This window comes from Marinobacter sp. UBA3604, from assembly GCF_002375325.1.
GTDB lineage: Bacteria > Pseudomonadota > Gammaproteobacteria > Pseudomonadales > Oleiphilaceae > Marinobacter > Marinobacter salarius.
In genome coordinates this window covers 76804-88864 of the sequence record NZ_DFMB01000063.1, presented here as the reverse complement: position 1 = coordinate 88864, position 12061 = coordinate 76804, and the positions used below count along the sequence as shown (strand labels likewise).

General features: G+C 50.1%; 12 protein-coding genes. 3 read left to right on the top strand and 9 right to left on the bottom strand.

All coding sequences use genetic code 11. From position 1 onward, the window contains the following. From B2590_RS18785 to B2590_RS18765, 5 genes are all read right to left on the bottom strand, one after another. The coding region (locus B2590_RS18785; RefSeq protein WP_286811753.1) for a transposase at positions 1 to 131 on the bottom strand (131 nt) is incomplete at its 3' end. A gap of 290 nt (positions 132 to 421) precedes the next feature. Beyond that, positions 422 to 712, bottom strand: a complete 291-nt coding sequence (locus B2590_RS18780; protein WP_091644309.1) for a hypothetical protein — start codon at positions 710 to 712, stop codon at positions 422 to 424. A 30-nt stretch (positions 713 to 742) separates the two neighbouring features. Further along, the gene (locus tag B2590_RS18775) at positions 743 to 1162 is read right to left on the bottom strand and encodes a GTP pyrophosphokinase (RefSeq protein WP_036207540.1); all 420 of its coding nucleotides are present in this window, start codon (positions 1160 to 1162) and stop codon (positions 743 to 745) included. After that, positions 1155 to 1388: a hypothetical protein gene (locus B2590_RS18770; protein ID WP_036207226.1), complete on the bottom strand. Its 234-nt coding sequence runs from the start codon at positions 1386 to 1388 to the stop codon at positions 1155 to 1157. The genes B2590_RS18775 and B2590_RS18770 overlap by 8 nt, the downstream gene beginning before the upstream one ends. After that, positions 1378 to 3372 carry a hypothetical protein gene (locus tag B2590_RS18765; protein WP_075194851.1) on the bottom strand — a complete coding sequence of 665 codons (1995 nt, stop codon included), beginning with the start codon at positions 3370 to 3372 and terminating at the stop codon, positions 1378 to 1380. The genes B2590_RS18770 and B2590_RS18765 overlap by 11 nt, the downstream gene beginning before the upstream one ends. A gap of 744 nt (positions 3373 to 4116) precedes the next feature. Between B2590_RS18765 and B2590_RS18760 the strand changes: the two genes are divergently transcribed. Then, positions 4117 to 4479, top strand: a complete 363-nt coding sequence (locus B2590_RS18760; RefSeq protein WP_007152178.1) for a DUF3703 domain-containing protein — start codon at positions 4117 to 4119, stop codon at positions 4477 to 4479. Between the two features lie 20 nt (positions 4480 to 4499). Here B2590_RS18760 and B2590_RS18755 read toward each other — a convergent pair whose 3' ends face one another. After that, a complete protein-coding gene (locus tag B2590_RS18755) occupies positions 4500 to 5207 on the bottom strand; it encodes a DUF1223 domain-containing protein (RefSeq protein WP_091644305.1) in 708 nt (235 codons plus the stop codon). A 287-nt stretch (positions 5208 to 5494) separates the two neighbouring features. Between B2590_RS18755 and B2590_RS18750 the strand changes: the two genes are divergently transcribed. Together B2590_RS18750 and B2590_RS18745 are read left to right on the top strand one after the other, a co-directional pair. Further along, the gene (locus B2590_RS18750; protein ID WP_228712240.1) at positions 5495 to 6289 is read left to right on the top strand and encodes a substrate-binding periplasmic protein; all 795 of its coding nucleotides are present in this window, start codon (positions 5495 to 5497) and stop codon (positions 6287 to 6289) included. Between the two features lie 354 nt (positions 6290 to 6643). Next, on the top strand, positions 6644 to 8641 hold the full coding sequence (locus tag B2590_RS18745) for a TonB-dependent receptor plug domain-containing protein (protein WP_286811751.1): 1998 nt from the start codon (positions 6644 to 6646) through the stop codon (positions 8639 to 8641). Here B2590_RS18745 and B2590_RS18740 read toward each other — a convergent pair. Genes B2590_RS18740 through B2590_RS18730 form a run of 3 tightly spaced genes read right to left on the bottom strand, consistent with a single transcriptional unit; the run spans position 8638 to position 12018 of the window. Continuing rightward, entirely contained in the window at positions 8638 to 9450 is an 813-nt protein-coding gene (locus B2590_RS18740; protein WP_036207249.1) for a citrate/2-methylcitrate synthase, read from the bottom strand. The genes B2590_RS18745 and B2590_RS18740 overlap by 4 nt on opposite strands. Next, the gene (locus B2590_RS18735; RefSeq protein ID WP_036207250.1) at positions 9450 to 10283 is read right to left on the bottom strand and encodes a citryl-CoA lyase; all 834 of its coding nucleotides are present in this window, start codon (positions 10281 to 10283) and stop codon (positions 9450 to 9452) included. The genes B2590_RS18740 and B2590_RS18735 overlap by 1 nt, the downstream gene beginning before the upstream one ends. Positions 10284 to 10293: 10 nt before the next feature. Beyond that, positions 10294 to 12018, bottom strand: coding sequence for a thiamine pyrophosphate-binding protein (locus tag B2590_RS18730; protein WP_091644302.1), 1725 nt, complete (start codon positions 12016 to 12018; stop codon positions 10294 to 10296). Positions 12019 to 12061 lie beyond the last annotated feature (43 nt).

The following is a 12061-nucleotide window of genomic DNA, read 5'->3' as shown; positions in this document are numbered from 1 at the left end:
ATACCATGACGTCGTGCGACAAGTGATACCGACATACCAGGCCGCTCACACTCGGCGACCATGAATGCCTTCTCCTGCGCGGAATACCGGCGACGACGCCGCACTCCGGTTATGACTTCGATTTTCTCCACCTTGGACACTCCTTTGCACTAGGTCTATGCTTAGGCCTTTGCTTCTACCAAGGTGTCCGGTTTAAATGGGGGCTACTACAATTATCGGGATTAAAAAATGCACAAAGGGCGGCGATTCAGGGCATCATTAAGCGACATGACGCACGCTGGGATAGCATCGTTCTGTCATCTCCTCATCTGCAGAGATGAAGATCTTGTGATGAAGGCGGCGGCTGCTTACGAGTATCTGGGAGTAGGTACAAAATTTTACACTACAAAGCTAACCAATAGTTCCAGCTCTCCAAACATGCTTATGGAAGTTCTGACCAAAACTCCTCTAGCCAGGCTTGCAAATCTTCCTGTGAATCGAAATCTTCTTCAGTTAATTCTTCGTATTCTTCCGGCGAGATAAGCCTATTGTCGATTGCTTCCCGCAACTGGGTCTTAAACAAGCTCACGTCGTACGGGAATCCCTTTCCAGTGCTAATTGCTTCTCTTATCAACTGAGGGTCGTAGCACTCAATGTGGCAATATTTTCTCAATACCGTTTTCAATGGTTCTTTGATGCTTATTTCAGTCTCTAAGGTTTTGGATTCGGGCATAAAGTATGTAACCTGACGTTTCCATCTTGATCAAGTACTTAACGCCTTCAAAGCTCGATGGTACTTTTCAGCCCTTTGCAAGTCTTTTTCAGTGATATCATTGAGCCTAGTTAAATCCAAATTATCTTTTATGTCTTCTATTTTGATTTTCCTAGCCAAACTATTTTTAGATGCTCGCAATATGAATCTCTCGTAGTCCTCATTCTCTCGCTTAGTTAAACAGTCAAGCGCCTCCATCACATCATTTGAAAAGCCAATGTTTTTAAGATCTTCATAGGTAAAGTCACTATCTTCAATTACGTCATGCATTACTGCCACTATCATTTCAACTTCAGCTTCAAACCGAAACATCAACCGAAGCGGATGTAAAATATATGGCTGACCAGATTTATCAACTTGTCCAAAGTGTGCCTTTGTCGCAACGCTTATTGCCTGATCTAGCTTACTCAACACTTTTACCTTCTAAATACTCTTCATAAGTAATTTCCTTGCCAGACAACAAGGCCTCATTAAACAAGCGATTATCGTGAGGGATAGGATCTGGCTTTTCATCTTCACCATAAAACTTAACGTGAATTTTCTCTGCTTTATGATCCCAGCGATACATAACTTCCTCAAACGAATAATCTATGTACACATCTTTTTCAGAAAACAGCTTCCCTTTATTAATAGCCATTAGCTTTCCTTATCGCTTCATAGTACTCTTGGCTTTGTTCAGAAACTGACTGCGCTTGAGTACTACTTGGACTCAGCACCCGCCATTCCTCGTAGAATTTGTGGCCCTGACCACCAGGAATTCCGGATTTAGATGCAATGGAAGTATATAAATCATCACCGAGCAATACCCTTGCCACTGACTCTGATTCCTTCGCGTAGATCATCGCAGGTGTATTTACTTGAACCTCACCAAAGATTCCAGCTTGGGTTTTAATCGTAGAATTAACACCACTGTAGCCTAATGGATCAGTTGTCCCATTTATTACCTTGACGTTTGCACCTCGCTTGGCTAACTCCGCTGCTACAGCGTCCATTTTTTCTGGAGAGACTATGATGGTATTCCTCGCCAAGTCTTTGATCTTCGTCGCATCGCCATCGTAATCATTCATGATTTTCTGGGTAGCTCGATCTTGAGATTTGATTGGTGCTTTTGCAACTTGGCCACCGAACATTTCGGCGATTTCGTCTGCGATTGTATCGATTTCCAATTTAGCTGCTGGAGCCTTAGCGTACACCTCACCAAACTTGTTTGGAACATTCTTGGCAGGCTTCAACTCCTGACCTTCAACCCGCTTGGAGGCCCTGGCTTCCAGATGGTTTTTCTTCTTTAGGTCAGTACTCCGCCAGAGATACCTCAGGCGCTGTCTGCGTACGGCGGCACAATAGGCCTTAACGGTCTTGCCCAAAGACGCTAACAGGCCCGCGTGACGAATCCTGCCTGCGGCTGCCCCCACTGCGGCAGCACCGCCGGTTGCCACGGCCAGCACCGCCATCAATATCAGGTCAAAGGCCACGGCCCCGGTTAAGTAAGTAACCTCGGTGTGGTGCTGGATACTGGCGTATTCGGCCACAAAGTCGTTGAGGCTTTCCCGGAGTATGGGGTCTGCCATCACCAGGTTGGTCAGCTCATACGCTTCGGCCACGTCCTCACGGGAGATGTCCGTGGGATTGAAGCCCAGGGCCTCGACCCAGCGTTTGTGGCGGGTCTCGTTGTAGTTCGCCCGATAGGACTCGTACCAGGAGGCGTCTGAACTGTTCTCACTGGCGATCCAGGCTGCCTTCAGTCCGTCCATCAGGGACTGGGAGGGGGAAGCCAGGTCTGCCATGCTGTCAACGAACTGCAAGAGCCCAATACCGGCGTCCGCACCCCCCTGGAAGGCAGCACCGGTGCTGACGGCCATACGCTGATGCCAAGGCATCTGTTGGTATTCCCGCTCCAGGGCATCGGCCTCTCGTTGTTCATGCTTCAGTACTTCTGTCAGGGCATGCTGAATCGCCCGGCGTTGCTGACCCACTTCGTCGTCAGAAGCGTCCGAGCTCAGGCGGACGAAGGCGAACCGACCGTTAAGCCCCTCAATGTGGGCTTCGCCGTTTGGGTCCAACGTGCCTGTTATTTCCTCATCGTCCGTTGCCAGGGTAAAGGGAAGACCGGCCACGCCGGTTCCATCTAACCAACGATAGGCCAGGGTGACACGGTAAGGGCCGGCGCCCGGCACGGGGGCTGCTGGCGCAGGGGGCTCTGGTGAAGGAGCGGATGATTCATTGGCCGGTGCCAGGGAGTCAGAGCGGGCAGCGGTGGCACCGCCCCGTGATCGGCCCGGCCAGTGTTGCTGGAGGCGTTGCCGGAGTGTGGGCGGCAAGTCGCTACGCAGGGTGTCTGGGTTGGCCTGGGTTTCGGTGAACAGGTCAAAGCCCGGCTCATAACGGCTGGACAGCACCAGGCGCCCCTCTTGCAGGTCCTCCAGCAGGGTTTGTTTCTGTGTGTCGGTCAGGTTGCCGGTATGGGAAACATCTGCATCCGGAGGCAGGTCGATATGCTGGCCCTGGTAACCACGGGTAAAATAGTCCCGGGCAATATCCACGGCATTTGAGGGGTGCAGCAGCGTCGGCAGGATGGCTTCGGTAAAACCATAGCCGCCCGTCACGTAGAGCTGGTAGGACATTGTTCCTTCTTCCTTGTCCGGTGTTGTCCTTAGTCCTTTACAACCTTTTGGATGCTATGGGGTTATCGGGAGGATGGCAAGGATTTGGTGCAAGTTTTCCCAAAAGGAAAAGCTGGACGACGCCTACTAACCTTTTCTTCCAGACGGCGTTCGTTAGTTCGTCAACCGGCCCCCGTTTCTTGTGGTTTTACCGGCGCTTGCCGCCATACTGAAAGGATCGGAAGAGGGCGGTTATCGGCTGAAAGCCTGGGCACCATGCCCAAGTACCTGCTCAAGCCCGAAGTGCTGGGCCTGCTGGAAAGCGAATCGCACCCGATGCACCAACGATTTAGCTCTAGGCCTGTTTACAGATTGCGATACAGCACGACGACATAACACAAAAGCCCAGTCGTCATCAGAGACAAAGAAACAATTGATTCAGGAACGGTGTGCGATTGCAAATAACCGACCAATCCAGAGATGGACAGTGTTGAACTGGAAGACAGTGCTTGAGGTGGTGGCATAGGGTACGGGAGTGTCGAGTCTGGGCTCAGCGTGTATGTTACTTTCTTAACACTCTATCATACTGCGCATAATGTATATTATGTTAAATGGTGTATGTTGCTCTTTAAAGTTAGAAACAGCAGCCCCGGTCAAATTCCCCTCTCTTCCCATACGCCACCTTCTTCAAACCATTGACTCTGCAGCTACTACAGGGTTTTTGATACCCACTGACGGCGCAGATTTAATGGGAGCATTTCTGAAATGAAAACTGAACTGAAACAGGCTTATAACGTGGAACTCACCGCGGCGTGCGAAGCTGAAGAGTCGCGTAACTTTTCAAAGGCGTTCGCCCACCTTGAGCGAGCTCATATTCTGAGCCAGAAGTATGCTTGGGCGCACACAAGGACCCACATTCGCATGCTCAAACTCGGCTGGCGTACGCGTGACATGCGGGAAGTCGTTGGGCAGCTTACTCGAACGTTCGCCGCATTGTTGTTTTCTCGCATATGGGTTCCCCTTGGAAATACCGGGCGTGCGAACGTCAGTCCGTTTGCGCCAATGCCTTTGCCAGAAGATCTCGCTCGTGTGCTTTATAAAGAGAGCCATCACCAGGCTGAAAGATAAAAACCGACTACGGCTAGCCGTTAATCGACGTAACCACCCACTGCCTGCAGAATCGTCTGTGAATTGCTGGGTGTTACCCAGGCCGCGATGGCATTTCGTTTCTGCCCTTTTTCGGGGAACTCTGGAAGTGTAACGGTCCAGCTTTTCTCTCCAGGTACTGTTATTAACTTCAACACCACGAAATCGTGTGTGAGTTCCCGGCCGCGGTTTTCTCCAGCTTTCACGGATGTTGTTAACCCCATACCGAGTATGGCTATATGCAACTGGCCAGCCTTCTCGCCATCAAATTCCGCCTTAAAGCGGCGTTTGTCATTAGCGCTAGCCCTGAGTACCCCAACCTGTTTGGTGTCGTCTGTCCAGGTTCGTTGCCCTCGAAACCATTGGCGCCATTCTTTGTTGTTGATAACGATTCCCGGAGTATAAGACTGGCTAACGTGCCCTTCACGTACATAATTCCGCTGGCGTTCGCTGTAAGCAGCTTTTGCGAACGGGTCTTTCCAGCCGATGTAATCCCAGTAGTCAACGTGGAACGCCATTGGAACGAATTCTTTGAACAGCTCAGGGCTGCTCTTCAAAGAGCTCAGCCAACGATCAGCGGGAGGACAGCTGCTGCATCCCTCTGAGGTAAACAGCTCAACAACGTCGGTTTTACTCGTTCCACTAGTCCACTCTGCGGCGCTGGCAAACGACGGCAGTAAGAAAAGCAACGCAATAAACCATTTTGTCATGGGAACCTCTCATCGGATTAGCCATCTGTATTAATGGATCAGAGCAAAAGGTGCCGGCTTTGGTTCCTCCCCAAACATAACGTTTCTATAACACTTGGTGACGGTTCTTCGCAGGTTGTCGTTTACATAATGTTGCGAGAAACATGGCTTTGTCATGTTTGCGAGGTTTGATGACGGTATAAAATGTGGATCCTCCAACGCAGGAATTTCGGGATTTTGGACAAATGAAAGGCCAAAAGAGATGCCGGTACTTTCAGTACCTACAGCACCTAATGATTCTGATATTTATGTCGTTTAGTCCGACGTTGCTTGGAGCGAACACCATCAAAATCAGCACCGGGCACTGGCCGCCGTACCTGAGCGAAGATCTACCTGGTGGCGGTTTTGTCTCCCAGATTATTCGTGAATCCTTTGAAAGCGAAGGTGTCGACGTAGAGTTTGCATTTCTTCCCTGGTCGCGGGCGCTGGCAATGACCAAATCGGGAAAATATCAGGCCTCGGCGATCTGGTCTTGCACCGAATCAAGAAGCCGTGACTTCCTGTTCTCTTCTCCTTTACTGCCCTATCAATACGTTTTCTATCACCGCGCTGCCGAGGCTTTTGACTGGGAAGCCCTTGTAGAGTTGAAAGGAAAGAAAGTTGGTCTGACACAGGATTACAGTTACGGCGAAACACTCAGTGATGTTATTGAGAGTGGTCTCGTCGACGCTGACGTCACCACTTCTGACGCGGCTAATTTCAAGAAGCTGCTCCTTGGTCGCATTGATTTGTTTCCCATGGACCCCGTTGTGGGTGAAGCGATGATAAGAAACCAGTTTACTTCCCAGGCTTATCAACTGACGTTTCATCCCAAACCACTCCGGAAGGCGTTTTACCACGTGCTGTTTAACGCGGAGTCAGCCGGCCTCAGGCAGGCGTTCAATGATGGATTAGCGACGTTGCGCAACAACGGGAGGTACCAAGCCATTATTGAGAAAGCGGTCGCCGAGAACAGCACACCAGTAACTGCGCAGATACTGGAAGATAAACTGGTCAACTGGGACGCCACGGCGGCGCCCTGCTCCCCTCCTCCTGCCGAGTAATGCGAGTTTGATCGTATCGTTAGGTTCCATGCCGTTTAAGACTTGCTTATACGATGAATGCAGCTAAACTCCTATTCAGCTTGCATTTTTCATCGCTGTTTGGCTAAGAAATGTGCCATCCTTGGCAGTGTGACCGCCAGGTTTGTCAGTAGCAGGTCTCGGAGTGCAATCGTTGACTGAATCGTTTCAAATAATGCTAAGAGCAAAGTGCTGAGATTGCGCATGCAGGAACGTCTATCGCCCCTAAGCAGAGCTTTACGCCCCAAGGTGGTTTCGAGGGTGGTAGCCGCCGTTCTTTGCTATTCAACCTCTTCCATCGTTGTTGCCGCGGATGATTCCCTTTGGGACATTCCCTTGGAAGAGCTTGGTCAAATTCGTGTTGTCTCAATCGCCTCTGGAACCGAAACACCTCTCGATAAGGCCGCTGCAATCACTTCGGTCATTAATGCGGACGATATTGCAGCCATGGGCGCCACGGACTTGGACCAGGTACTTGAAACAGTGCCTGGGCTCCATGTGAATCACTCTGATCAGGGTTTTTCTCCGAAGTACGTATTTCGTGGCATTACCTCCAGCAACAACCCGCAGGCGCTCCTTCTTGTTAATGGAATACCGGCCACTACTATGATGTATGGAAATCGTGGTAATGCGTGGGGGGGAATGCCTGTTAAGGCGATCGAGCGTATCGAAGTGATTAGGGGGCCGGGCTCGGCTCTGTATGGTGCCGATGCGTATTCCGGTGTTATCAATATCACCACCAAGAATCATGAAACGATAGATGGTCAAATAATAGGTGGCAGACTCGGAAGCTTCGATACCCGTGGTGGCTGGCTTGAAACAGGTCATCGGGTAGGTGGACTAGGTGTCAGTATGGTCCTGGAATATCAGACAACCGACGGCTGGGATGACATTATCGAACGAGATGCTCAAACGAACTTCGACGAAACGTTCGGTACGTCTGCCTCCCTGGCGCCGGGCCCTGTAAATACAGGGGTAGACCGACTCGACGCCAGGTTTGAAGTGGGCGCCGAGCAATGGACTTTTAGAGCTGGCTTACAAGATCGGAGCAACATCGAGACGGGTCCCGGAGTTGCACAAGCGTTGGACCCAGAAGGAGAGTATTCGTCGCGAAGGTTGAATGCGGATTATAGCTATCGATGGGCCGATCTCACCGAAGGCCTTGATTTGGAGGCCAGGGTTTCTTACTTCAACATCACTCAAGAGCCTGAGAACAACATCATACTTTACCCCCCTGGTGCATTCGACGGGGCTTTCCCCAATGGTTTGATTGGTAGTCCGGGATACAAAGAACATCAGGTGCGGCTAGATCTCAGTGCAGTTTATCGTGGACTTCAAAACCATCGACTACAGACAGGTATAGGTACACTTTGGGCTGATCTTTACGACGTCACGGAAAGCAAGAACTTTAATTCAGATTTTAGTCCACGTGGCAGTGTAGTTGATGTGTCCGATAGTCCAAGTGAAGTCTGGATGCCGGAAGAGGACCGAACTAGCTATTATGTTTTTGTTCAGGACGAATGGCAGTTTGCACAAAACTGGCAACTGGTTAGTGGTATCCGTTTTGACGACTACTCTGATTTTGGAAGCACGATAAACCCACGAACGGCTTTAATATGGGCAACAACCGATTCCATCACTACTAAATTTTTGTACGGACGGGCTTTTCGAGCACCATCACTGAATGAGCTTTATGTAGCGAATAACCCTGTAACGGCAGGCAACAGTGACTTGGACGCGGAAAATATAGATACCTTTGAAATCGGTTTAACCCACCAGTTAAATACACAATTCGTATACGGCGTTAATCTCTTTTACTATGAGATAGATGACCTGATAACTGCCGTCCCGGTCACTGGTCCAATTTCGCAAGAGTATCGCAACTCTGGAGAAAGAAAGGGGCATGGTGGAGAGTTCGAACTAACCTACGCTCCCCTCGACGAAGTAAAGCTTTCAGCAAACTACGCGTACCAGAAATCAATCGATAAGCAAAGTGATGATGATGTAGGCGAAGCACCAAATCACCAAATTTATGCACGCTTGGATTGGAACGTAACAACACACTGGCGCTTCGTCACCCAGGTAAACTGGGTAGGCGAGCAAAAGAGAACCGCAAATGATACCCGCCCTCCGGTGGATGACTACACGACCGTCGATATCAACCTAAGGGCCGTTGACCTATTGCCGGACTGGGCATTTTCCGTCGCGGTGAAAAATTTGTTTGATCAGGATGTAAGAGATCCCAGTCCTTATGCGGACCCGGCACCAGAAATCCCTAATGACTTCCCAATGCCGGGCCGGCAGTTCGTAGCGGAACTAAGGTATCAATTCTAAGGTGCCACCTGATCCGTAGACCAATCTCTCTTTTCAGGGCCCCCATATTTGACACTGCTGCAGCGCACAGGGAAAAAGCTACCTTCTGGATTATCTCTCGCATCTTGATAGCAAGGCGCCATACCGGTAACAAAACCAGGGCTGAGAATCAATTGATACTCTTGGCAGGTTAACCCCATATCAGCAGCCAGTCCGGCATGGACCGCCGCGACATTCATAGCATAACCATGTTTTTCTTCTAGATGCCGCTGGACGTCGAGAGCCATCTTCAAATGACGACCATCGGCCAATCCAAGTTCCTTTGCTTTTTCCAGAGTGTAAAAAATTCTCTCGTCAGTTTTTGCTAATGGGCGTCCGTAACCATACAAAATCCGTCCCTTGGCTTTCTCTTGATCAACGAAGTCTATTAGTTGTCCACCGTCATCGCACCACCGCCCTGCCCTATAGAAGAAATCAAGGGCCCGCACTTCAGGTCTGCGGCCATAGAGTGATGCTTCCGAAATACTCAAGCCGGCCATTAACGCCAATGAGGCAGTCGATCTAACGGTACCTGCTAGAGCGGTAACATGATTTGGCCAAATAGATGGGTCCGCATAACTTGAAGAAACCCAGTAATAATTAATCATTTTCGCGACGTTCTCACCAGGATCCCGCCCGAGCACGGCGTAAAGGTACAAATGTATCCAGTTGTAGTTGCACAATTCTTTATGCAGGTCCTTGCCATGCATCACCACACGGTCCGACAAAAACGCCTTACCTTTTCGGGTTACCCAGTGACTTTCAGTATTTAGTAGGTGCTTGTAACCCATTAGCTTACGCCCCCTTTGCCGGGGTTGGACGTAACTGGCCCGGGATCGGATACTAACTCGATAGCAGGACCATAAAATGGAAACTTCTTCCAACCCATATTTTTTTGCTCAATTGCATGTGCTGCAGCCCCAGGAAGCCGCAACATAAGATAAAGCATACTTGCTTGATCCTCATTCAGATTCAGATCAACAAACGTGGCCGCCGCTATCCCACTGATCGCAAGCGGATAACCAACGGTCGCTTCAAGCTCGGGACGATGAGCATGCAGCCAACGAAGCGCGCCATCACTCGGAGCAAGTTTAACGAGATAGTCGAGTGCTTGACGGAGATGCGTAGGAAGAGACTCTCCATTTGGGTCAAACCCCGGTGCGTGTTCCATCGGAAGCCAGATGTCAGCCCGTTCGTCTTCCTCAGGGTGAAATAGTCGCTCTTTCCACTTTTCGATATTCTGACCACAATCGCGCCAGAGCCTGACTGAAATCGCAACTTCCTGGGCTCCTCCGTATTGTCCTGCACCTACCGCAAGTGCTGCCATTAACGCAGAGCTGTGGTTTGTTCCCGCTACGCCTGCATTCATTGCCGCTCTGACACTGGCCTCTCTCGGTCCTGGGTTGGCCAGGACAATGGCCAACTTTTCGATCAAGAGAGCCTCTTCCCTGGTTGGCCTTTCGCCACAAAATAAGAGCAATAGATATTCAAACCAGCTTGCATTGGGGACGACCTGCCCGTAAACATCGTATCCAGAACAGAAACAGTGCTTGGCTGCGAAAGGATTCGAGTCCTCGGGTTCTTCCATCCAAAAATTGGAGTGATATACGTAATCTGAGGTCATAAGTGCTCTCTTATATGGAACCAGTCAATACCTTCATCCTAGACCCCATGGGCGGTATTTCATCTCTGTCGACGACTACGTCGAGCAAACAAGGTCCGGTTTTAGCTAATATGGCATGTAGATTCACTGAGAAAAGCTCTTCCATTGTTTCAACGCGATACGATTCAATTCCCATAGCCTTGGCCATGTCAGCGAAATTAATATCCGGAAGGCTGTTCCCGATGGATTCCCCTCCGCTAAGTCCCTGCCCATGCCTAACCATACCCAGTGAGGAATCATTCAGTACAACCATGAGCAGGTTCAGATTCTCCTGCAATGCAGTGGTGATTTCCTGACCAGCCATTAGATAGCTACCATCACCTGTAAAACATATGACCGGTGTGTTCTTTACAGCAGCTGCTACTCCGACCGAAGCCCCTATCGCCCACCCCATTGAAGAAAATCCAATACCAATATGGAAATACTTCTTGGAAGGATCCTGATGTTCATAGCGGCGAATATTCCAATGGTGAATCCCCCAGAGGAAGCTGTTGCCGCTGTCCATCAGCACCCTAGCGTTTGAGGGGCACACCCTGCTCATATAGGTCATCAAAGCCTGGGGCTTTATGCTACCGCTGACGTTCTCACATGCTGTCCGGTTGTCTAGACGTATCTGTAGAGGCAATTGAGAGTGTTGTTCTGTCGTCGAGACAAAGCCTCCGCCGGTTTCAACCCCAAGCGCGCCTGCAATAGACGCAAGCGTGAGCTTTGGCGAACCCAGAATAACCAATCGGGCCATTGTGGATCGGGTAAGGTGTTCAGGGTTTCTGGATACGTGTATTAAACGCTCAGAGAGTATGGCTGTTGTGTCCCATCCTGAGGTTGATACTTCATCCAGAGCGGACCCAACCACAAGTACCAAATCCGCGTTTTTGGTTTTGAGCGCTTCCGCTGCGCTTTCATGCCCGGCAAACCCAAAAACTCCCCGGTATAGAGGATGATAGCTATCGACGATCCCTTTGCCGCGAGGCGTGGTCACCATCTGCCAATGTCTCGACTCTGCCAGGCTAATCAAAATATCCGCAGCCTCCGCAGCCCCTTCGCCTAGTACAACGGTTACTTTTAAAGCTGATGACAGCTCTTTCAATAACAACTGGATAGCGTCTGGACTTGGTGCAACATCATGGTGAGTAAAAGCCCTTAGGTTATGATGGCTGGAGTCATCGGAAACAGGATGTCTCATTACATCCAAAGGAATACCCAAGTGCGAAGGACCCGGTTGGTTTCCCAACGCATAGCTAACAGCCTGAAGCAGCTTGGTTTCAAGTTGGGCGGTATGTGAGACAAACGTGTTGTAACGTGTGCAACGGGCAAACATCTCCATGGTATTGACGCTGGTGCAAGAACTTTCCTGAAGAGATCCCTGTCCAAAGCGATCAAGCGCCGTCTGAGCTGAGATTACAAGTATAGGAATGTTGTCAGCATAGGCAGACGCCACACCCGTTATCAGATTCGTTGCGCCAGGCCCTGCCGTTGAGCAACACACACCTAGTCGACCTGTTTCCCGAGCATATCCCTCTGCCATGAAAGCTGCGCCCGCTTCATGTCTGGAGATGACGGCTTTGATACCGCCACGTTTTTCGCTGCGAGCAAGCGCATTGTAAAAAGGCTCAATACTCCCGCCTGGAACCCCAAATACATACTCGACTCCCAATCGCTCAAGATAGCGAATAATCAAGTCACCATTTTCGAGCATTGATAATCCTTTTGGAGGTTACGTCCATTATTGAAGTGTGAAC

Bases quoted from the DNA above. Each gene is read 5' to 3' on its own strand.
- B2590_RS18780 (WP_091644309.1), bottom strand. From the start codon at position 712: ATGCCCGAATCCAAAACCTTAGAGACTGAAATAAGCATCAAAGAACCA.
- B2590_RS18770 (WP_036207226.1), bottom strand. From the start codon at position 1,388: ATGGCTATTAATAAAGGGAAGCTGTTTTCTGAAAAAGATGTGTACATA.
- B2590_RS18765 (WP_075194851.1), bottom strand. From the start codon at position 3,372: ATGTCCTACCAGCTCTACGTGACGGGCGGCTATGGTTTTACCGAAGCC.
- B2590_RS18760 (WP_007152178.1), top strand. From the start codon at position 4,117: ATGAAAACTGAACTGAAACAGGCTTATAACGTGGAACTCACCGCGGCG.
- B2590_RS18755 (WP_091644305.1), bottom strand. From the start codon at position 5,207: ATGACAAAATGGTTTATTGCGTTGCTTTTCTTACTGCCGTCGTTTGCC.
- B2590_RS18750 (WP_228712240.1), top strand. From the start codon at position 5,495: ATGTCGTTTAGTCCGACGTTGCTTGGAGCGAACACCATCAAAATCAGC.
- B2590_RS18740 (WP_036207249.1), bottom strand. From the start codon at position 9,450: ATGGGTTACAAGCACCTACTAAATACTGAAAGTCACTGGGTAACCCGA.
- B2590_RS18735 (WP_036207250.1), bottom strand. From the start codon at position 10,283: ATGACCTCAGATTACGTATATCACTCCAATTTTTGGATGGAAGAACCC.
- B2590_RS18730 (WP_091644302.1), bottom strand. From the start codon at position 12,018: ATGCTCGAAAATGGTGACTTGATTATTCGCTATCTTGAGCGATTGGGA.